At 61.7% G+C, this 21,365-nt stretch carries 15 protein-coding genes and 1 tRNA gene; 2 read left to right on the top strand and 14 right to left on the bottom strand.

The features are described 5' to 3' along the window. Positions 1-333: 333 nt before the first annotated feature. Both ACBR42_RS02330 and ACBR42_RS02335 read left to right on the top strand, forming a co-directional pair. Positions 334-1,689 (top strand): 8-oxoguanine deaminase, encoded by a 1,356-nt coding sequence (locus ACBR42_RS02330; RefSeq protein ID WP_371207197.1) that lies wholly within the window; start codon positions 334-336, stop codon positions 1,687-1,689. Between the two features lie 376 nt (positions 1,690-2,065). Further along, a tRNA-Ser gene (locus ACBR42_RS02335) sits at positions 2,066-2,155 on the top strand. 420 nt (positions 2,156-2,575) lie between these two features. Here ACBR42_RS02335 and ACBR42_RS02340 read toward each other — a convergent pair. The 14 genes from ACBR42_RS02340 to ACBR42_RS02405 all read right to left on the bottom strand — a co-directional run bounded on the left by ACBR42_RS02340 (position 2,576) and on the right by ACBR42_RS02405 (position 21,343). Further along, positions 2,576-3,913, bottom strand: coding sequence for a DEAD/DEAH box helicase (locus ACBR42_RS02340; RefSeq protein ID WP_102323336.1), 1,338 nt, complete (start codon positions 3,911-3,913; stop codon positions 2,576-2,578). A 321-nt stretch (positions 3,914-4,234) separates the two neighbouring features. Continuing rightward, positions 4,235-4,846, bottom strand: coding sequence for a nitroreductase family protein (locus ACBR42_RS02345; protein WP_371207198.1), 612 nt, complete (start codon positions 4,844-4,846; stop codon positions 4,235-4,237). A gap of 26 nt (positions 4,847-4,872) precedes the next feature. After that, positions 4,873-5,487 carry a methionine biosynthesis protein MetW gene (gene metW, locus ACBR42_RS02350; RefSeq protein ID WP_102323334.1) on the bottom strand — a complete coding sequence of 205 codons (615 nt, stop codon included), beginning with the start codon at positions 5,485-5,487 and terminating at the stop codon, positions 4,873-4,875. Positions 5,488-5,489: 2 nt separating this feature from the next. After that, the gene (locus tag ACBR42_RS02355; RefSeq protein WP_282760870.1) at positions 5,490-6,653 is read right to left on the bottom strand and encodes a homoserine O-acetyltransferase; all 1,164 of its coding nucleotides are present in this window, start codon (positions 6,651-6,653) and stop codon (positions 5,490-5,492) included. A gap of 146 nt (positions 6,654-6,799) precedes the next feature. Then, positions 6,800-10,234, bottom strand: coding sequence for a DNA polymerase III subunit alpha (dnaE, locus tag ACBR42_RS02360; RefSeq protein WP_371207199.1), 3,435 nt, complete (start codon positions 10,232-10,234; stop codon positions 6,800-6,802). A 265-nt stretch (positions 10,235-10,499) separates the two neighbouring features. Continuing rightward, positions 10,500-11,225, bottom strand: a complete 726-nt coding sequence (locus tag ACBR42_RS02365) for an ABC transporter ATP-binding protein (RefSeq protein ID WP_371207200.1) — start codon at positions 11,223-11,225, stop codon at positions 10,500-10,502. After that, positions 11,218-12,462, bottom strand: coding sequence for a lipoprotein-releasing ABC transporter permease subunit (locus ACBR42_RS02370; protein ID WP_102323330.1), 1,245 nt, complete (start codon positions 12,460-12,462; stop codon positions 11,218-11,220). Before ACBR42_RS02370 ends, ACBR42_RS02365 begins: the two co-directional genes overlap by 8 nt. Then, positions 12,462-13,784, bottom strand: coding sequence for a proline--tRNA ligase (gene proS / locus ACBR42_RS02375; RefSeq protein ID WP_110546347.1), 1,323 nt, complete (start codon positions 13,782-13,784; stop codon positions 12,462-12,464). The genes ACBR42_RS02370 and proS overlap by 1 nt, the downstream gene beginning before the upstream one ends. Positions 13,785-14,090: 306 nt before the next feature. Then, positions 14,091-15,734: a ribonuclease J gene (locus ACBR42_RS02380; protein WP_110546349.1), complete on the bottom strand. Its 1,644-nt coding sequence runs from the start codon at positions 15,732-15,734 to the stop codon at positions 14,091-14,093. A 327-nt stretch (positions 15,735-16,061) separates the two neighbouring features. Beyond that, positions 16,062-16,853, bottom strand: coding sequence for a biotin--[acetyl-CoA-carboxylase] ligase (locus ACBR42_RS02385; protein ID WP_371207201.1), 792 nt, complete (start codon positions 16,851-16,853; stop codon positions 16,062-16,064). 3 nt (positions 16,854-16,856) lie between these two features. Beyond that, entirely contained in the window at positions 16,857-18,281 is a 1,425-nt protein-coding gene (nuoN, locus tag ACBR42_RS02390; RefSeq protein WP_110546353.1) for an NADH-quinone oxidoreductase subunit NuoN, read from the bottom strand. 26 nt (positions 18,282-18,307) lie between these two features. Continuing rightward, the gene (gene nuoL, locus ACBR42_RS02395; protein ID WP_371207202.1) at positions 18,308-20,248 is read right to left on the bottom strand and encodes an NADH-quinone oxidoreductase subunit L; all 1,941 of its coding nucleotides are present in this window, start codon (positions 20,246-20,248) and stop codon (positions 18,308-18,310) included. A 5-nt stretch (positions 20,249-20,253) separates the two neighbouring features. Further along, positions 20,254-20,577, bottom strand: a complete 324-nt coding sequence (gene nuoK / locus ACBR42_RS02400; RefSeq protein WP_102323324.1) for an NADH-quinone oxidoreductase subunit NuoK — start codon at positions 20,575-20,577, stop codon at positions 20,254-20,256. Further along, positions 20,570-21,343 (bottom strand): NADH-quinone oxidoreductase subunit J, encoded by a 774-nt coding sequence (locus tag ACBR42_RS02405; protein WP_371207203.1) that lies wholly within the window; start codon positions 21,341-21,343, stop codon positions 20,570-20,572. Before ACBR42_RS02405 ends, nuoK begins: the two co-directional genes overlap by 8 nt. Between the last annotated feature and the right edge of the window lie 22 nt (positions 21,344-21,365).

A 21,365-nucleotide genomic window follows, 5' to 3' on the forward strand; every position in this document is an offset into this window, starting at 1 on the left:
ACTTATTGTCATAATTTCTTGGATCAGCTTCCGGGAAAACGGAAATTTTTCTCCCCACATGACCTGACAGCATCCACCGTCTTTCCATCACGCTGCGATGGTCCGCCGTGTTCTGTGAAATACCAGATGCTGAATAGAGCATTACCAATGGGACAGTTCATGACCTTCCCATCCCGTCCGTTGCCTTTAGGGCACCGGCCATGCTAGATTTCTGTTCAGTAGCGCCCGTTCGATACCTTTTACGATGACGATCCGGACCTCGCACCTCCGGTACAGGGCTTCATCGCGACGGGACAGTTTCTGTCCCGCAACCGGTATACCGAAGGGCCCGACATGACTGTCGATCTCCTGATAACTGACGCCTATATCTATGTTGACCATGGCCATGAAATTGCAGGCGGCTGGATTGCCATAAAGGACGGACGCATCCATTCCCATGGACAGGATGCGCAAGCCGCGCCACAGGCACACAGGACCATATCGGCCCATGGCCAGCTTGTGACACCCGGCCTGATAAACGCCCATCACCACATGTACCAGAACCTGACCCGGTCCTACGCGCCCGTTACGAACGGAACCCTGTTTGAATGGTTGCAGGGTCTCTATCCCCTGTGGGCAGGACTGGATGAAGAATCCGTCTATCTTTCCACTTTCATTGCCATGGTCGAACTGCTGATGGGTGGCTGCACGACATCGATGGACCATATGTATGTCCACCCCAAACCGTTTCTGATCGACGCGCAGTTCCGGGCGGCGCGCGAGATCGGCTTCCGTTTTCATGCAACGCGGGGTTCCATGACCCGCTCTGTCGAGGATGGCGGCCTTCCCCCCGCATCGGTAGTGCAGGACGAAGATACCATTCTGGCGGATAGCGAACGTCTTGTGGCCAAATTCCATGATGCGTCGCCGGGTGCCATGGATCGCGTCGCTCTGGCGCCATGTTCGCTGTTCAGCGTTTCCGAACGGATCATGCGGGAGTCCGCCATGCTTGCGGACAAGCACGACCTGCGCCTGCATACCCATCTTGCCGAAGACCCCGACGAAGATGCGTATTGCGCGGAAATATATGGCTGCACCCCCACGGAATATTTCGAGCGCGTCGGCTGGGCCTCTCCCCGATCATGGGTCGCGCATTACATCTATCCCTCCAGTGCGGAAATAGACCGGCTGGCCCATGCGGGTGTCTGTACGGCCCAGTGTCCGTGTTCAAACATGATGATCGGCGGCGGTTCCGCCGATGCGATGGACCTGCGCCGACGCGGCATGCGGGTGGGGCTTGGCTGTGACGGCTCGGCATCGACCGATCATGCGTCCATGTGGCTTGAAACCCGCATGGCGCTTCTGCTTGGGCGTTTTCGTCATGGTCCGCACTCCATGTCCGCGCGCGATGCGCTCGACATGGCGACACGGGGCGGGGCTGCCTGCCTTGGCCGGGAAGACGAACTCGGCCACCTGCGCCCCGGTGCCTGCGCCGATCTGGTGATCTGGAAAATGTCGGACATCGCCCTTGCCGGTGCCCTGACGGACCCTGTCGAAGCATGGTTACGCTGTGCGCCCGCCGTGGCTGGCACCACCATTGTCAACGGTCGGATACTGGTTGAGGACGGCGTGCCACTCATGTCCAGCCTCAACGACATCCTGCGCGCCCATACACGCGAAGCCCGCCGTATCCAGCGCCTGTCTGACTAAATCTGACCGACATTCGCACCATCCAGATCATGGCAGGTCGCGTAACATCGGCAGTGCCTGCCTGATACGATTACATAGCCTTCAGGCGACGGGATCATGCGGGATGAGAACTTATGCGGAGTGTCAAGGGATGACGGCCTGTGCTTGTCCCAAGAATGAAGGAATATAATCAGTCTTATCGACCATGACGGTGCTGCCCCACCCTCGATAACTGAAGAAGGCCACCGACCAGCCAGGCCGTGACAGCCCGGAGGGATGCATTTCGCATCCTTCCGGGCGCAGGCCAGAAAAGATCATTATCCATGCGCATGAACGCGACAGTTTTGTCAGGGTAGTATCTGGACGAGCGCGACAGACGTAGCTAAACAGTTCCTATGGAGAGGTGGCCGAGCGGTTGAAGGCAGCGGTCTTGAAAACCGCCGTGCGTGTGAGCGTACCGTGGGTTCGAATCCCACCCTCTCCGCCATCTCATTTCAACTTACCCGTTAGGCGTTGGTCCGTTATGGTCCAACTGCATCTTACGGCGCGCAGTTTGATTTCCTTAAAGACTGTTTGAAACAGTCTGTCCGGCAAACATCCAGAAATCATAAAGTAGTTTTTGACGTAGCTTTTTCGCAAAAAGGCGACACTTAAAAATTACGCCTCCTTTTATAAAACATTACTTTAAAAAAATATCTTATATAGATAATATTTTTGAATTTATGCTTTTTTAAAAGTAATTACTCCTTAAACGACAGTTACAATCATTCAGAAACAGAAGGAATGAGGCATAAGGCAATATGCCCGTTCATAAATAAAAAAAGCACCCGACCGGCATGGTCGGGTGCTTTCCTTATGAAAGGCTTTGCGCGCTTACGCCCGCCGAGACGGGCCGAAAGCGGCAGGGTCAGACCGCGCGGCGGCCTGCACCACCTGAACGCTGACCGCCACCGGGGCGGCCCCCACGGCCACCTGCGGGAGGACGGCCACCGCCACCAGCAGGACGACCGCCGCCGCCGGGGCGTCCACCACCGGGACGTCCGCCGCCACGGCCACGACCGCCGCCGCCACCCAGAACGGGCGGACGCATGGTCGAGTTCTCGGCCGCTTCCGAATGGTAGGGATGTTCGGACACAACCGGGATGGCCTTGCCGATATTCTTTTCAATATCCCGCAGCCATGCACGCTGTTCCGCATCGCACAGTGACACGGCCCAGCCTTCACGCCCGGCGCGCGCCGTACGACCGATGCGGTGCACGTAGCTTTCCGGCACATTCGGCAGGTCATAGTTGAACACGTGGGTCACGTCATCCACGTCGATGCCACGGGCCGCTATGTCGGTCGCCACCAGCACCTTGACGTTACCGGAACGGAAGCCCGACATGGCGCGTTCACGCGCACCCTGCGACTTGTTGCCATGGATGGCTTCGGCGGTGATGCCATGATCACTCAGGAAGGCTGCGACCTTGTTGGCTTCATGCTTCATGAGCGTGAACACCACGGCGCGCTCGACCTTGGGCGAGTCCACCAGCAACTTCAGCGCCTCGCGCTTATTGCCCGTATCGACGAACATCACGGCCTGACGGATACGGTCAACCGTGCTGGACGGCGGCGTCACCTGCACGGTGGCCGGGTCGCGCAGCAGACCATGGGCCAGGTCGGAAATGCTCTTGGGCATCGTGGCCGAGAACAGCAGCGTCTGGCGGTCGGTCGGCAGGGCCGCGACGATCTTGCGGATGTCGCGGACGAAACCCATGTCGAGCATGCGGTCGGCTTCATCCAGCACCAGCACTTCAAGGCCGGACAGGTCCACATGCCCCTGACCCATCAGGTCCAGCAGGCGACCGGGGGCTGCAACCAGCACGTCCACGCCACGGCGCAGGGCTTCGATCTGACGCCCCTGCCCCACGCCACCGAACACGACAGCGTAGCTGAAGCGCATGTGGCGGGCATAGGATGCAAAGCTTTCCCCGATCTGGGAAGCCAGTTCACGCGTGGGCGCCAGCACCAGCGCACGGGCGCCCTTGGGGTGTGCACGGCCCTTTTCACGGAACAGGCGGTCAAGGATGGGCAGCGCGAAAGCCGCGGTCTTGCCCGTGCCGGTCTGCGCCAGACCAAGCAGGTCGCGCCCTTCCAGCAGGTAGGGGATGGCGCCGGCCTGAATGGGGGTCGGGGTGGCGTAGCCTTCCTCGTCCAGTGCCCGCAACAGCGGCTCTGCAAGATGAAGATCGGCAAACGTTGTCATGAATGGCGCCTCCTGGCGCAAAAAATCGGGGCCGCAGGCCGTAAGGCTGGCGGCGGACCCGGATGGCGAACCGACAGATATGCCCGTCCCTGTCCCTTGGTGGCACAGGGGCGCGTATTCTGGCGTCGCAGGGATATCATGTGAGGAATAAAGGCCGGTCCAGTCTGCGTTTCTGCGTGTCCCCCGCGTCAAGGACACGCGCAATCAAACCAGCACGAGGAACAGGCGCGGTCCGTTCCCAAGCGCGATGCTGTATCGCGTTGTGGATGCGGGCGCAAGCTTTTTCACGCCCGCATGCCCTGCCATATGTTTACAGGATATTCAGGCGGAAGGGAAACGGTCGGTCAGGATGACTTCGCTATCGGGCAGTTTACCAACCCGCGGCAGGGCCGGGGCCAGACCCTTGCCAATCACCACGAACATCGCCACCACATGGTTGGGCGGCAGGTTGATCAGCCTGCCCACCGCTTCGTAATCAAAACCATCCATGGGACAGGACTGATAACCCATGTCGGCCGCCGCCAGCATCAGGGTCTGCGCGGCCAGACCGCTGCTGCGCATGGTCTCGTCCTGCTGGACCCATTCGCGGCCTTCGTAATAGGCTAGGATCTTCTCCGCCATCATCTGCTGCACGTCTTGCGGCGCGCCATTGAAGTAGCGGGCCGGATTTTTCTTCCATGCATCACGGTCGGCACACACGACAATCAGCACCGATGCGTCGGTTACATGCGCCTGATCCCACGCCACCGCGCGCAGTTCACGGCGCAGGGCGGGGTCCCGGACCACCACGAAGCGGCAATGCTGGATGTTGAAGGCCGAAGGCGCCATCCGTGCCGCCGAAAGCATGGTCCGCAGTTCGGCCTCGCTGATCGTGTGATCGGGATCGTAGGTCCGTATGGCCCGGCGGGTGCGGATTGCCTCAAGTGTATCCATTATCGCGTCTTCCCCTTGTGCCGCTTTTATGTGCGTGGGGTGTCCTTGCGCCGCAGCAGAAACAGCGCCTGTTCACCAAACAGGTTGGCCAGCCGGATCGAACGCCGCCATGGGGCGCGTTCGCCATCCTCATCAACCGCCATCCATTGCTGGACAACATAACCTTCATCTTCGCACAGCGTCAAAAAGTCGAGGATCGTGCATGGGTGGATATTCGGGGTATCATACCATGGCGTGCTCCACACGCTGGTCATGGGCATGCGCCCACGGGTCAGCATCTGCACGCGCAGCCGCCAGTGCCCGAAATTGGGAAAGGATACGATGGCATGGCGACCGATACGCAGCATCTGGCGCAACACTTCGCGCGGACGTTCCACGGCCTGCAACGTGCGTTGCAGCACGACGTAATCGAAGGCGTTGTCAGGATAATGCGCAAGGTCATGGTCGGCGTCGCCATGCATGACCGGCAGTCCGTGCGCGACCGAACGGGTCACTTCCTTCATGTCGATCTCGATGCCACGCGCATCGCACCCGCTATTGCGGAACAGATGGTCCAGCAGCGCGCCATCGCCACTACCCACATCAAGCACCCGTGTTCCGGGCCGGATCATTCCGGCGATCAGCCGCTGGTCAAGGCGCATGGTCAGGCAATCCCGGCATGTTCGGCGGTACCGGCCAGAAAGCCGCGTATGGTCCGGTCAAAATCCGGTTCATCCAGCAGGAAGGCATCATGGCCCTTGTCACTATCGATTTCGACAAAGGATACGTTGGCGGCAACCCGGTTGAGCGCCCGCGCCAGCAGTCGCGCCTGCGATGTGGGGAACAGCCAGTCCGAGGAAAAGGAAATGATGCAGAAGCGCGTACGCGTGCCCGCGAACGGGTGCGACATATCGCCATCATGCTCGGCGCCCAGATCGAAATAGTCCATGGCCCGCGTAATGGTCAGATAGGAATTGGCATCAAAGCGCCGCACGAAGGATGACCCCTGATGGCGCAGATAGCTTTCCACCTCGAACATCTCCCCGAACAGGGAACCGGGCACCCCGCCCCGTCCCGGTTCATGGCGCACGCGGCGACCGAATTTGCGGGTCAGCGCGGCTTCCGACAGGTAGGTGATGTGCGCCATCATCCGCGCAACCGCCAGCCCCCGCGCCGGGATCTCGTTACATTCCCAGTACCGCCCGCCATGCCATTGCGGATCAGCGAAAATGGCCTGTCGGCTGACTTCGTTAAACGCGATGTTCTGCGCGGAATGAAACGGCGATGTTGCAATCGGCATCGCGGCGAACACATGGTCGGGATAGGTTGCGGCCCATTCCAGCACCTGCATCCCGCCCATTGACCCCCCCACCACGGCCAGCAGGCGGCTTATGCCCATATGGTCGATCAGCAGTTTCTGCGCGCGCACCATGTCGCGGATGGTAATGGCGGGAAATTCGGTGCCCCACGGCTCCTGCCTGCCATCTTCGCCCCTACGCGGGCTACGCGGGCCGGTCGTGCCCATGCAGCCGCCCAGCACATTGATGCAGATGACAAAAAAACGGTCCGTATCAATCGGCAGGCCGGGTCCGACCATGCGGCTCCACCAGCCGGGCTTGCCGGTCAGCGGGTGCGGATCGGCTACATACTGGTCGCCCGTCAGGGCATGGCAGACAAGGATGGCGTTGTCACGCGCGGGCGACAGCGTGCCATAGGTGCGATAGGCCACGTCCACCGGTGCAAGGTGGAAACCGCAATCCAGACGTAATCCGTCCGGAAAGGTGACATGCTGGTGCGACAGGCTGGGGGCTGGGACGGTCTGGTCCATTCTGTATCCGGCATTGCGTCGACAGGGACGATAAAAGGCGGCAGGCACGCGCTCGCCCGCGCATGCGGGGGATACATGCTTCACAGCGTATGACATTACAACCCGGCGGTTGCAAGGTTCATGACCATATCACGGGTTTTACGGGTTCAGAACTGCTCCACCCTGCCAACCCCTTCTATCGCCTTGATCATCTGCGCCACGCGCGGCGTTACGCGATACCGCTCGGCCAGGGTCAGTTCAACGTCTCGCGTTTCCGCAACCGATGGCAGCAGGATCACCCGCCCCCGGCCACCGCCATTGCCATGCAGCACATCGCGGATCGGTTCCAGCGCATCGGCGCGGTCGAACCATATGCGCAGCTCAGCCGCAGCCTCCGCCGCAGCCTGTTCCAGTTCCATCACGTCCGACGCGGTAATGCGCAGTGCCTCGCCTTCCAGCTTCAGGTCGGCGGTTACGACCACGGCATTACCTGCCGTCAGGATCTCACGCGACCGCGACAGCACTTCGGAGAAGAAGGTCACTTCGCACCCGCCGCTGGCGTCTGACATGCGCACCCATGCCATCTTGTTACCGGTGCGCGTGGGGCGTTCCTTGCGGTCCACCACGCAGCCCGCGATCTTGACCCGGCCAATGCCCGCCTGTGCCGCCGCTTCCAGCCCGGTGGCCCGGATGGCACCCAGCCTGCGCATGAGGGGACCGTAAGAATCAAGCGGGTGCCCGGTCAGGTGAAAGCCAATGGCATCGGCTTCCATGTTCAGGCGTTCGAATTCAGGCCAGTCGGTACAACGCGGCAGGCGCAGCGGTTCACGCTGGGCGGGACCGCTGCCGCCCCCACCAAACAGGCCGATCTGCCCACTGGCCGCTTCATGCGCATTGGCCTGCGCGCGGCGCATCACGGTTTCCGCCGCACCACAGGCCTGCGCGCGGTTGGGCAGGATGGTGTCGAACGCCCCGGCGCGGGCCAGGTTTTCAAGCTGCATCTTGTTGACCTGCCTGGGGTCCAGACGCGCGGCCAGATCCTCAAGATCTTTGAAAGGTCTGTCGCCACGTACCGCCACCAGCGACTGCATGGCGCTCAGTCCGACTTTCTTCACCGCCGCCAGCGCGTAGCGGATGCCGTAGGTCTGGCCGTCGGGCATTTTTTCCACCGTGAAATCCGCGCCGGACGCATTGATGTCGGGCGGTAGCAGCGGAATGCCCAGCCGGTCGGCTTCCTGCCGCAGTCCCGCCAGCTTGTCGGTTTTTTCACGCGCAAGGGACATACACGCAGCGATGAAGGCGACGGGGTGGTTCGCTTTCATCCATGCGGTCTGGTACGAAACCAGCGCATAGGCTGCGGCATGGGATTTGTTAAACCCGTAATCGGCGAATTTGGCCATGAGGTCGAACACCTCCGCCGCCTTTTCGCGTTCGATGCCGCGCTTCATCGCCCCTTCGGTAAAGATTTCACGCTGACGGTCCATTTCAGCGCGGATCTTCTTGCCCATCGCACGCCGCAACAGGTCAGCGCCACCCAGGCTGTAGCCCGCCATCTTCTGCGCGATCTGCATGACCTGTTCCTGATAGACCATGATGCCGTAGGTCTCTTCCAGGATGTCGCGTATTTCCTCGTGCGGGGGTTCCCATGCCTCCCCGTGCTTGCGGCGACAGTAATCGGGAATATTCGCCATCGGGCCGGGACGGTACAGCGCCACGGCGGCGATCAGGTCTTCCAGACGGGTCGGGCGCATCTGCTTGAGCACGTCACGCATGCCCGCGCCTTCGAACTGGAACACGCCGCCGGTGTCACCGCGCGCCAGCATGTCATATGTCAGCCCGTCATCCAGCGGCAGGGCCGACAGGTCGACCTCAACCCCCATGCCATGCAGGAATTTCACCGCGCGTTGCAGGATCGTCAGCGTGGTGAGACCAAGGAAGTCGAATTTGACCAGCCCCGCCTGCTCGACAAACTTCATGTTGTACTGCGTGACCAGCATATCGCTCTTGGGGTCGCGGTACAGCGGCACCAGTTCCACCAGTTCGCGGTCCCCGATCACCACACCGGCAGCGTGGGTACTGGCATGGCGGAACAGCCCCTCAAGCTGCTGGCCGATTTCCAGCAGGCGGCGGATGGCTTCATCCTCGTCGCGCATTTCCTGCAGGCGCGGCTCGCCTTCTATCGCCTGTTTCAGGGTGACTGGCTGGGCAGGATTGTTGGGAATCAGTTCCGCCACCCGGTTGACCATGCCAAACGGCAGGCCCAGCACACGCCCCACGTCACGCACGGCGGCGCGGGCCTGCAGCTTACCAAAGGTGATGATCTGGGCTACGCGATCCGGCCCGTATTCATGCCGGACGTAGCGGATGACTTCATCACGCCGGTCCTGACAGAAATCGATATCGAAATCCGGCATCGACACGCGTTCGGGATTGAGGAAACGTTCGAACAGCAGGTTGAACGGGATGGGATCGATATCGGTAATGGTCAGCGCCCACGCCGCCAGCGAACCCGCCCCCGACCCACGCCCCGGCCCCACGGGGATGTCATGCGCCTTCGCCCACTGGATGAAGTCGGCAACGATCATGAAATAGCCGGGGAAACCCATCTGGGCGATGATGTCGAGTTCAAACGCCAGCCGTTCTTCATATTTCTGGCGCGTCTCGTCATCGATTTTCATGCGCGACAGACGGTTCGCAAGGCCGCTAATGGCCATGTGGCGCAGGGTCTGTTCCTCGGTCTGGCCTTCTTCCACCTTGGGACAGACCGGCAGCAGGGGCTTGCGCGTTTCCACCTGAATGGCACAGCAACGCGCGATTTCCAGCGTATTGTCACAGGCTTCGGGCAGGTCGGCGAACAGTTCGCGCATTACCTCGGGCGGCTTGAACCAGTGTTCGGGCGTGACCCGCCAGCGGTCACGCTCCGCCATCGTGCGCCCCTGCGCGATACACAGCAGCGCGTCATGGGCTTCATACATATCGGGGCGGGGGAAGAAACATTCATTGGTGGCGACCAGCGGTATGCCCATGCGGTCGGCCATGGCGATCATGCCCGGCTCCACCGCGCGTTCCGCCGCCTGTCCATGCCGGTGCAGTTCCACGGCCATGTTGGTGCCATAGGCTTCATGCAGGCGGGCCATGAAGGTTGCGGCTTCGCGTTCCTGCCCTTCCGCCAGCATGTGAAACAGCGGGCCACGGCTACCGCCAGTCATAAGGAACAGCCCCCCTGCCCGTTCACACAGCAGGTCGAGGGTTACGGTCGCCTCATCCGTTTCATTCTGGAGGAACCCCGCCGAGGACAGGAACTGGAGATTGGCCAGCCCTTCCGCATTGCGCGCCAGCAGCGCCAGCGGTTCGGCCGGCATGCCCGGCTTGTCGCTACGTGATGGCAGGGCAAGCTGGCAGCCGATGATGGGCTGCACGCCCTTCTTGCCGCAGTACTGCGAAAACTCCAGCGCGCCGAACATGTTTCCCGTATCGGTAATGGCGACGGCGGGCATGTTCATGTCATGCGCCAGCGCCACCAGTTCGGGCACGCGGATGGCCCCCTGACTGAGGGAATAGGCGGAATGGACACGCAGGTGAATGAAATCGGCATGGGACATGGCGACACTCTACCCTACTGGCCACCCGATTTGCACTACCTCCGAGACCTGGCCGACCTGCCCGCACGGGTGCTGCAGGGGCAACGGCAGACAGGACGCGGCCCCGCGCACATGCCCGGCCAGATTACGGCATCGGTTGTGAGCGGGGGCCTGAAAAAAGAAATGCCGGAACCCGAAGGTCCCGGCATGGGATAATGCAGACTGGTCGGATCAGACGGGGCGGCGTTCACGCAGGAACGGAAAGCACGCCATCCCGAAAAAAAATCTAGGCGTCCGTCTCGCCCGACGTTTCCTTCAGCGGGATGATCTTCCCGTCACGCAGGGTAACAACGCGGTCCATGCGCCGTGCAAGGTCCATGTTATGGGTGGCGATCAGGGCGGCCACGCCATGCGCCCGCACGGTTTCAAGCAGCGCGTCGAATACCGCATCAGATGTATGGACATCCAGATTGCCGGTCGGTTCATCCGCCAGCAGCACCTGCGGGCGGTTGGCAAGGGCACGGGCGATGGCCACACGCTGCTTCTCCCCCCCCGAAAGCTTGCCGGGCAGATGTTCCAGGCGGTGCCCCAGCCCGAACGCCGCCAGCAGTTCTTCGGCCCGTTCGCGTGCCTGCCTGCGCGGAACGCCTGCGATCATCTGCGGCAGCATGACGTTTTCCCGCGCGCTGAATTCCGCCAGAAGGTGATGGAACTGATACACGAAACCGATCCGGTCCCGCCGGAGTTCCGTCCGGTCCCGGTCCGGCAGCGCACCCGCGTCCTGTCCCGCCAGCAGGATACAGCCCGCATCGGGTTTTTCCAGCAGGCCCGCAAGGTGCAGCAGGGTCGATTTGCCCGTGCCCGACGGGGCCACAAGGGCCACGATCTCACCGGGGTAGAGGGTCAGGTCCGCGCCACGCAGCACGTCCAGCACTTCTTCCCCGCTGATATAACGGCGGGCAACCGCGTCCATGCGCAGCGCGGGTGTGGACGGATTGGGGTTCTCATTCATGGCGCAGGGCCTCCACCGGATCGGTCCGCGCCGCCCGCCATGAGGGATACAGCGTCGCCAGAAGCGACAGGACCAGCGCCATGACGATAACCTCGATCACCTGCGACCAGATCAGCCTGGCGGGCAGATGTTCCAGATAATAGACCTCCGCATTGAACAGGTCGGTGCCGGTGATACGCTGCAGAAGCTGGCGGATATGTTCGATGTTGAGACAGAACACGATACCCAGCACCGTGCCCGCTATCGTGCCGGTCACCCCGACCGACGCCCCGCACATGAGGAAGATGCGCATGATCGCACCCCGTGTCGCCCCCAGCGTACGCAGCACGGCGATATCGGCGCTCTTGTCCTTGACCATCATGATCAGCGATGAAATCACGTTGAACGCGGCGACAAGGATGATCAGCGTCAGGATCAGGAACATGACATTCTGCTCCACCTGCACGGCACCGAAAAAGGCGTTGTTGCTCTGCGTCCAGTCCATGACGCGCACGGTGCCATCCATGGCCTTTTCAATGCCCTGACGCACCGGGGCCACGTTTTCCGCATCGCGTGTCATGACCTGCACCTGCGTCACCTGACCGGGTAGCTGGAAATAGACTTGTGCGGCATGCAGGGGCAGAAATACGTAGCTGGCGTTGTAATCATTCACCCCTGCATCAAAAATCGCCACCACGCGATAGGCCCGCACGCGTGGCATGGTGCCAAACGCCGTTGCGGCGCCCTGCGGGGAAACAAGGGTAAGCCTGCCGCCTACGGTCAGCCCGGCGCGTTCGGCCAGCGTGGTGCCGACGATGATGGTGTCATCATCTCCAAAGTCATCCAGCGTTCCGGCGACCAGATTGTCACTGACTTCGTGCAGGGCGATCAGGTCATTGCGGGTCATGCCACGCACCAGACCGCCCGCATTGTAGTTACCCGAATTGAGCAGTACCTGCGATTCCACCAGCGGCGCTGCCGAAACCACACCCGGCACCTGACGCACGCGACCTGCGACATCATCGTAATCGCTGATCGTGCGCGTAACGCCGTATACGCTCAGATCTCCGTTCAGGCCGAGGATGCGGCCCAGCAGGTCGGCCTTGAACCCGTTCATGACCGACATGACGATGATGAGCGTCGCAACGCCAAGGGCGATCCCCACAAGCGAGAAGATCGCAATGACGGAAACGAACCGTTCCCCGCGCCGGGCATGCAGGTAGCGCCCGGCGACCATCCGCTCGAAGGGACCGAACATCAGCCGTGGTTTTTCAGGACAAGGGCCAGCGCACCTTCAACCGTATCCTCGGTGCGTTCACCCGTGCGGCGGTTCTTGATCTCGACCTTGCCCTCCTTCGCCCCACGCGGGCCGACGATAAGCTGCCACGGATGCCCCATCAGGTCAGCATCGGCAAACTTCGCGCCCGCGCGTTCGCTGCGGTCATCATACAGCAGCAGGTCCGGCGCGGCCGCGTACAGTTTTTCGCAGATGCCGTCACACACGGCGTCGCCCGACTTGAGGTTGATGATCGCGGCCTTGAAGGGGGCCACGGATTCCGGCCAGATGATGCCGTTTTCATCGTGGCTGGCTTCAATAATCGCGGCAACCAGACGCGAGACGCCAATGCCATACGACCCCATTTCCGGATACAGCGGCGCGCCATCCGGCCCGCTGATCGCGATATCCATGGATTCGGTGTATTTGCGCCCGAAGTGGAAGATGTGCCCGACCTCGATGCCACGACCCTCGCGGCGGCGCCCGGCAGGTACCTGCGCCCATGCGGCTTCGTCATGCTTCTCGTCGGTCGCGGCGTAGAAGGAGGTCATGCGCGTGAAGAATTTCTCCAGCGACTGGCGATCGGTGATATCGACATCTTCCGCCAGCCAGTCCTGCTCCTCCAGTGCGCTGTCGAAGAACACGCCGCTTTCGCCGGTGGGGGCAAGGATCAGGAATTCATGGCTCAGTTCGCCCCCGATCGGCCCCGTATCGGCCAGCATCGGGATCGCCCGCACGCCCAGACGCTGGAACGTGCGCAGGTAAGCCAGCATCATGCGGCGATAGGTATCGACAGCCGAAGCGTAGTCCGTATCGAAGCTGTAGGCGTCCTTCATGTAGAACTCACGCCCGCGCATCACGCCAAAGCGGGGACGCACCTCGTCACGGAACTTCCACTGGATGTGGTAAAGCACCTGCGGCAGTTCCTTGTAGGACTTGACCACCTGACCGAACAGGTCGGTGATCATTTCCTCATTGGTCGGCCCAAACAGCATGTCACGTTCATGGCGGTCACGGATGCGCAGCATTTCCGGCCCATAGGCGTCATACCGGCCCGAACGCTTCCACAGGTCGGCGGACTGGATGGTGGGCATCAGCATTTCCTGCGCGCCGATGGCATCCTGTTCATGACGCACGATGTTCGCGATATTGCGCAGTACCCGCAATCCGGCTGGCAGCCAGGCGTAGATGCCTGCCGCCGTCTGGCGAATCAGGCCCGCACGCAGCATGAGCCGGTGCGAGGTGATCTGGGCCTCGGTCGGATTTTCCTTGAGGGTCGGCAGAAAACTGCGGGACAGACGCATATCCGTATGAACCTTGAAGTATGGGAGCCAATAACGCGACGGACCCTAAACCAATAGCAACGCCCGTGGAATGGGGCATGTGCAGCCGCCCGCCCGATACCACACCGAAGCGTGATGCCCCGCCATCCCCCGGACGTAAACATCCGCGTGAGGGGGTGTAGCCGCTGCCCCCGTGCGGGGCTAAGGTGCGCGGGCAAATCTGGTTGCAGAAACGACGCCGGGTTTAGGGAAAACGTACCAAAAAAAATGGCAGGAAACGGATCAACCGCTTCCTGCCATAATCATTTCCGGCCTTGGCCTGTCCGGTCAGACGCGCAGCAGATGCACATCCACCAGCGGGCGCTTCTGCAGCTTGCGGCCCAGTGCGCGGCGCAGGGCGGTTTTCGCCGCCTCGCGGAAGGTGGCGTCGCTTGCACGCAGCTCATCGGGAATCTCATCCAGCGCATTGCTGAACTCTTCCGTGATCCGCTGGGTTTCCGGGTCTTCCGCATCCAGCAGGCCCGGCGCGCTCACCTTCGGGTCACCGATCAGGTAGCCTTCATCATCCACCGCGAAGCTACCCAGAACCATGCCATTGAACAGCATGCGACGGCGTGCCGACAGGACGCCACCGTTCATGGGCAGAATCCGCCCGCCATCAAGCACCAGACGCCCGGTAGGCGCCGTATCCCCGACTTCAACGCCATCAGCGCGGATATCGAGGATATCACCATCTTCCAGCAGGACCGGCTCGATATCGAGTTCCTGCGCAATGGCCGCGTTGGCGGTCAGGTGCCGCCATTCGCCATGTACGGGAATAAGGAAGCGCGGTCGCACGAGATCATACAGCATGCGCACGTCGCCACCCGTTGCATGGCCCGATACGTGAACAAGGTGATCCTTGTCCGTAATCACATGCACGCCACGACGGGTCAGGCTGTCCTGCACCTGAATCACCGCCTGCTCGTTACCGGGGATCATCCGGCTGCTGTAGATGACGGTGTCATTCTCGCCCAGCGCGATATTGGGGTGCGTATCACCTGCAATGCGCGACAGGGCCGAACGCGGCTCGCCCTGGCTGCCCGTTACGATAAGCAGGATTTCGCCATCGGGAACCGAGTTGGCATCCTGTTCCGAAAGGAAGGCCGGCACGTCGGACAGATAGCCACATTCACGCGCCGCGACCTCAAGGTTGCGCAGGCTGCGGCCCACCACCGCCACACGGCGGCCCGCCGCCTGCGCGGCCTTGGCCAGTGTTTCCACGCGCGCCACGTTACTGGCGAAGCAGGTAACGGCAATCCGCCCTTCAAGCGAGGCGATCAGCCGCGTCATCTCGCGCCGCACATCCGCTTCGGAGGCGGAGGGACCTTCGGTGCGGACATTGGTGCTGTCACACACCATCGCCAGCACGCCTTCACGCCCCAGGGCGGCAAAGGTCTCAAGGTCGGTCGGGGGGCCGACCTGCGGGTCGGGATCAATCTTCCAGTCGCCGGTATGGACGATGATGCCCTGCGGCGTACGCAGCACGAGCGACTGCGATTCCGGCACCGAATGGGTGACCGAGACGAAACGCAGGTCAAACGGCCCGACCGTAAACGCGCTGCCCGGCGCCACGACATGGATCGGCACCTGCTGGAGCAGTCCGGCCTCACCCAGCTTGCGGCGCAGCACGGCGGCGGCAAACGGGGTGACATAGACCGGACAGCCAAGCTGCGGCCACAGATGGGCGATCGCACCCAGATGGTCTTCATGCGCGTGGGTGACCACAAGGCCGGTCAGCGCCTTCTTGCGTTCGGCGATGAAAACCGGATCGGGCAGCAGGATCTCGGCTTCCGGCGTATCGTTGCCGCTGAAGCCGATACCACAATCGACTGCAAGCCATGCCTCGCCCTGACGGTACAGGTTGAGGTTCATGCCAATTTCACCTGTCCCGCCCAAGGGCAGGAATGAAACGCCTGTTACTTCATTCATCAAGAAATCCTGTTTCTGTTAATACGGTTTGCGATGGGTTCGAGAAAACGGGCCTGGAACGTCTGTTCCGTGCCGGATTGGTTGTCCTGTTGTCAGCCCGTTCAGGGCCAAGAATGCCGTTAGTCACCAGCCTCAGGCCGGTATGCGCGCCGCGCTGCGTGGTGGAACCTGTCCATCTTCCCATTCCTTGCCCCAAGGGGACCGGATGGCTGAAAATGGTGCTCGACACCGACGCAGGTTTGCGGACCTACGCTAACAAATCCTGTATGGGATTATCATGTAATGCCGCTGACTCAAATCTCTTTCGGTGGTCGGGCTGGATTATTATCATCCGCGGGGCGCCAGAAGCACCTCGCCCGTTACGACCCGGACCGGGCCGGACGCCGTATGCAAAAGCAGGATTCCATCATCGGCCAGACCTGCAAAAGTGCCGCTGAACTGCCGGTTTCCCGCCTTTACATCAACCTTTGTGCCTACCGGATGCCCGCGTTCAAGCCATGCCGTACGGATTGCCCCAAACCCCTGCGCCGCATGACAGGCAAGCCAGCCATCCAGCCTGCGCAGCAGAACCTGCGCCATGTCGGGGGCAGTCGGCACATCCCCCCCGCATTCAGCCAGACAGGCCACATCCCGACCGGCGATAACAGGCGCACAGCGCAGGTTCGCCCCCATTCCGATAACCTGCCAGGCAATACCTCCGGCGCTGCCGGTCTCGATCAGGATACCCGCCATCTTGCGGCCATCCAGCAGCAGGTCATTGGGCCATTTCAGTTCCAGCCGGTGCCCGGCGGGCAGAAAATCCGCAACCGCGTCATACAGCGCAAGCCCCGCGATGAATGGCCACAACCCCACAGGCACATCATCCGCCCCCTGCCCCATCAGCATGACGGACAGGGCCAGATTGCCACCGGGATCGGACCATTCCCGCCCCCGGCTGCCACGCCCCGCAGTCTGCTTCAGGGCCAGGATCGCGACACCGTTGGCGCCCTGCCCCGCATCCAGCCGCTCCCGGCACAGATCCGATGTCGATCCCAGCCGGTCATGCACCTCCAGCAGCCACGCCCCACCACCCGTGCGGGGAATGGAACTGATGGAAGGACAGGCCGGGATATGGGTCATGCTTTACCTGAACAATGCGGAAGCCGCCGCCTGTGCCGCCGTGGCGACGGGACCAAGCCCCACCACGAAGAACACCGTCACCAGCCCCATTCCCACTGACACGAACGAGACGGAAACAGGTGACCGGTCCAGCGCCGGGACGGCGGTATCAAAGAACATGACCTTGACGATGCGGATATAGTAGTACGCCCCGATCACGCTGCTTACGATACCGATTGCAGCCAGCGCGTAAAGATGCGCGTTGATCGCGGCATAGAACACCATGAGCTTGCCAAAGAACCCGGCCAGCGGCGGCGCCCCGGCCATGGAGAACATGAATATCGCCATCGCCAGCGCCATGCCGGGGTCCGTACGGCCCAGACCGGCCAGATCGCTGATGCGGGTTACGGCGCGGCCATTGCGGCGCATGGCGACAATGCCCGCAAATGCGCCGACATTCATGAACAGGTATGTCACCAGATAGACCAGCGTGCCACGCGTGCCTTCCGCCGTACCGGCGGCCATGCCGATCATGGCGTAACCCATATGCCCGATGGAGGAATAGGCCATCAGCCGCTTGATGTTCCCCTGCGGGATCGCCGCCAGCGAACCAAATACCATGGAAAGGGCGGATACCACTTCGATCAGCAACTGCCATTGCGGCGTCATGCTGCCGAAGGGACCGGCCATGACACGCAGCAGCACGGCGAAGGCCGCGATCTTGGGCGCGCCGGCCATATAGGCGGTCACCGATGTAGGAGCACCCTGATATACATCCGGCGTCCACATATGGAACGGCACCATCGACAGCTTGAAGCACAGCCCCACCAGCACGAACACGATGCCCACCATAAGGCCCGCAGGCAGCACGGCGCTGCCACGCACGGCCTGTTGCAGACCCGCATATTCCAGCGTCCCGGCAAAGCCGTAAGCCAGTGAAATGCCATAGAGCAGGATGCCCGACGCGAGCGAACCAAGCACAAAATACTTCAGCCCCGCTTCAGCCGCCCCAACCCGGTCACGCGCGAAGGCGCACAGGATGTAGATGGACAGGGACGAAAGCTCCAGCCCCACAAACAGCGTCATGAGATTGCCAGAGGACGCCATGATCATGGCCCCCAGCGTGGAAAACAGGATCAGCACCGGGAATTCGAACTTGTCGATTTCCATTTCGCGCGCATAACCCACGCTCAGCACCAGTGACAGTGCCGCGCCCGTCAGGCTCAGCACCTTCATGAAGCGGGCAAAGCCGTCATTGATAAAAACATGGCTGTAGCCCGTGCCATCGGGCGAAATTACGACAAGCACCCCCGTCACGACAAAGGCCAGCAGCGTCATCATCGCGCAGGAAAAGAAAGCCTGCCCACGCTTCTGCATCACCCCGGCCAGGAGGATGGCCAGCCCCGACAGGGCCAGCACGATTTCAGGCAGAGCAAGTGTCCAGTTCATCGGTATTGGCCCTGACATCCTTGGGGTTAGCGGTAAAACAGCATGGTGGACAGTAGCACCACCAGGCCGATCAGCATGGAAAAGGCGTAAACCGCGATGGAGCCGGTCTGGACCCGCACCGTCTGTCCCGCACTGCCGGATGTCAGGCGGGCCAGTCCTTCGGGAATGGCCTCGATCACACCTTCATCCGCGCCCTTCCACAACAGGCGCGCAAGGGCGCGGTACGGGCGGATGATCGCCACATCGTACAGTTCGTCGAAATACCATTTGTTCAGCAGGAACAGGTAAAGCGGCCGCAGGCTGCGGGCGAGTGCCGCCGGAATACCGGGGCTTGCCACGTAGCAGACATAGGCGACCGCAATGCCCAGCACGGCTGCGAATGTCGGCACCAGCGCGATGAAGCCCGGCGTCTGCTCCAGACGGTCGATCACGGACTGACCGGGCACACCGGCAATCGCCCCATTCCAGAATGCCGCATGACGCGCGCCGATATACAGCGGTTCCAGCGCCAGACCGGCCACCACGGCACCGAAGGACAGCAGCACGACCGGCAGCATCATGGATGGCGGACTTTCATGCGCGCCTTCATACAGATGCCCGTCACGCGGCCGGCCATGAAACACCAGAAAGATCAGGCGCCAGCTATACAGTGCGGTCAGGAACGCGGTGATGCAGCCCATAAGCCAGCCATAATGGCCCATGCCATTACCCGACATCCATGCGGCCTCAAGGATCGCATCCTTGGACCAGTATCCGGCAAAGGGGAAGATACCCGCCAGCGCAAGGCTACCGATCCACATGGCGATGTAAGTCAACGGGATCTTGCGCCACAGCCCGCCCATGCGGAACATGTCCTGTTCATCGTGAACGGCATGGATCACACAGCCCGCGCCAAGGAACAGCAGCGCCTTGAAGAACGCATGTGTGGTCAGGTGGAACATGGATGCCTGATAGGCCCCTACACCCACCGCCACGAACATGTAGCCAAGCTGCGAACAGGTGGAATAGGCGATCGTGCGCTTGATGTCAGGCTGCACCAGCCCTACCGTCGCGGCAAAGAAGCTGGTTGTTCCACCGATCAGCACGATCAGGTCGCGCGTGACGGGGGCAAGTTCCACCAGCGGCGACATCCGCACCATGAGGAAGATGCCCGCCGTCACCATGGTCGCGGCATGGATCAGGGCGGAAACCGGGGTCGGTCCCTCCATCGCGTCAGGCAGCCATGTGTGCAGGAACAACTGCGCCGACTTGCCCATCGCGCCGATGAACAGCAGCGTCGCGATGACTTCCAGCAGCGGGTGCGTGCCGAAAAGCTGGAACGTGTCGTTCACATGCGCAGGCAGGGCGGCAAAGATGTCATCATAGGACACGCTGCCCAGACGGATGAAGATGAGCGAGATGCCGACAAGAAAGAACAGGTCCGCCACGCGGTTGACCACAAATGCCTTGATGGCGGCGGCACAGGCGGACGGACGGTCGTACCAGTAGCCAATCAGCAGGTAACTCGCCAGCCCCACCCCTTCCCAGCCGAAGAAGAGCTGGAGCAGGTTGTCGGACGTAACCAGCATGAGCATGGCAAACGTAAACAGCGACAGATAGGAGAAGAAGCGGAAAACCGGCCTGCTCTCATGCGCCATGTAACCCACGCTGTACACATGCACCAGCAGGGAGACCACCGTGACCATGGCCACCACGCTGACCGACAGCGCATCCATGCGCAGTTGCCAGTCCGCCCGGAAACCCGCCGCCTGGACCCAGTCGGCCACGGGCACGATAACCGTGTTCATGCCGCCGCCCATCTCGAACCCCAGCACGCCGATCGCGGCAAGTGCCGCACACGTCATGAAGGCGATGGTCGTGAAACGCGCGGCCCCGTCCCCCATAAGGTGACCGAAGCACCCGGCGACAAGAAACCCGATCAGGGGCGCGAACACCGCCACTTCAAAAAGGAAGGATGCTGTCTGCATTTTCCTTACCCCTTCATCATCGTGATATCGTCGACTTCGATCGAGCCGCGATTACGGAAATACACCGTGACAATGGCCAGACCGATGGCGGATTCCGCCGCGGCGATGGTCAGCACGAACAGGGTCATCACCTGCCCCGACAGATCGCCGGTAGCCGCTGAAAACGCCACGAAATTGATATTGGCCGAAAGCAGGATCAGCTCGATCGACATCAGGATGATGATGACGTTCTTGCGGTTCAGGAAAATGCCGAACACGCCCAGAACCAGCAGGATCGCGCCAACACTCAGGTAGGGCGCAAGGCCGATCCCCTCAATCGCGCTATTCATCGTCCTGTCCTTTCGCGCCTTGCGCCGGGGTAATGACCACCAGCGCGGTTTGTGTCTGTTCCGCGGCCTCGCGCGCACGCCATGCTTCCGTCCCGTAGGTGCCGGGCACGGCGGCGACATCGTAGCTGTCATGCGGGCGCAGGAAGCCGCCCTGTGCCGCGACCCCGGCCCCCAGCGGCACCTGAAGCATTTCAAGCGATTCCTGGGGCACGCGGTCGTGCTGGCGGTCGATGTTCTGCCTGCGGCCCGTCGGGCGGTCGCGCAGGGTCAGCACGATCGCGCCGATCATGGCCACCAGCAGCACCAGCGCGCAGGTCTGGAACAGGAAAATATAGTGGGTGTAGAGCACATCCCCCAGCGCCGCCGTGTTGGTCCGGTTGGGCGAGGACGGAACCAGATGCGTGATCTGCCCGATATTGCCCGCCACGCGCCAGTGGGTGAACGCCATGATGAGTTCCACCAGCAGCACGCCACCAACCGCAGCCCCGATCGGGGCGTAACGCTGCACGCCTTCACGCATCTGCGCAAAGCGGACATCAAGCATCATGACCACGAACAGGAACAGCACCGCGACCGCGCCGACATAGACAATAACCAGCGTCATCGCCAGGAATTCGGCCCCCGCGATCAGGAACAGCCCCGCTGCGTTGAAGAACGCCAGAATCAGGAACAGCACCGAATGCACGGGGTTACGGGCGCACACCACCATGGTGGCGGACAGGACCAGAACCGCCGCGAAAACGTAAAAGACGATTTGGGTCATCATGGGTGAGCTTCCTGCCGCATGG

This window comes from Komagataeibacter sp. SM21 (genome assembly GCF_041402665.1).
In the GTDB taxonomy this organism is placed as follows: Bacteria; Pseudomonadota; Alphaproteobacteria; order Acetobacterales; family Acetobacteraceae; genus Komagataeibacter; species Komagataeibacter saccharivorans.

Coding starts and splice junctions, on each gene's coding strand:
- ACBR42_RS02330 (WP_371207197.1), top strand. CDS start 334: ATGACTGTCGATCTCCTGATAACTGACGCCTATATCTATGTTGACCAT.
- ACBR42_RS02340 (WP_102323336.1), bottom strand. CDS start 3,913: ATGACAACGTTTGCCGATCTTCATCTTGCAGAGCCGCTGTTGCGGGCA.
- ACBR42_RS02345 (WP_371207198.1), bottom strand. CDS start 4,846: ATGGATACACTTGAGGCAATCCGCACCCGCCGGGCCATACGGACCTAC.
- metW (WP_102323334.1), bottom strand. CDS start 5,487: ATGCGCCTTGACCAGCGGCTGATCGCCGGAATGATCCGGCCCGGAACA.
- ACBR42_RS02355 (WP_282760870.1), bottom strand. CDS start 6,653: ATGGACCAGACCGTCCCAGCCCCCAGCCTGTCGCACCAGCATGTCACC.
- dnaE (WP_371207199.1), bottom strand. CDS start 10,234: ATGTCCCATGCCGATTTCATTCACCTGCGTGTCCATTCCGCCTATTCC.
- ACBR42_RS02365 (WP_371207200.1), bottom strand. CDS start 11,225: ATGAATGAGAACCCCAATCCGTCCACACCCGCGCTGCGCATGGACGCG.
- ACBR42_RS02370 (WP_102323330.1), bottom strand. CDS start 12,462: ATGTTCGGTCCCTTCGAGCGGATGGTCGCCGGGCGCTACCTGCATGCC.
- proS (WP_110546347.1), bottom strand. CDS start 13,784: ATGCGTCTGTCCCGCAGTTTTCTGCCGACCCTCAAGGAAAATCCGACC.
- ACBR42_RS02380 (WP_110546349.1), bottom strand. CDS start 15,734: ATGAATGAAGTAACAGGCGTTTCATTCCTGCCCTTGGGCGGGACAGGT.
- ACBR42_RS02385 (WP_371207201.1), bottom strand. CDS start 16,853: ATGACCCATATCCCGGCCTGTCCTTCCATCAGTTCCATTCCCCGCACG.
- nuoN (WP_110546353.1), bottom strand. CDS start 18,281: ATGAACTGGACACTTGCTCTGCCTGAAATCGTGCTGGCCCTGTCGGGG.
- nuoL (WP_371207202.1), bottom strand. CDS start 20,248: ATGCAGACAGCATCCTTCCTTTTTGAAGTGGCGGTGTTCGCGCCCCTG.
- nuoK (WP_102323324.1), bottom strand. CDS start 20,577: ATGAATAGCGCGATTGAGGGGATCGGCCTTGCGCCCTACCTGAGTGTT.
- ACBR42_RS02405 (WP_371207203.1), bottom strand. CDS start 21,343: ATGATGACCCAAATCGTCTTTTACGTTTTCGCGGCGGTTCTGGTCCTG.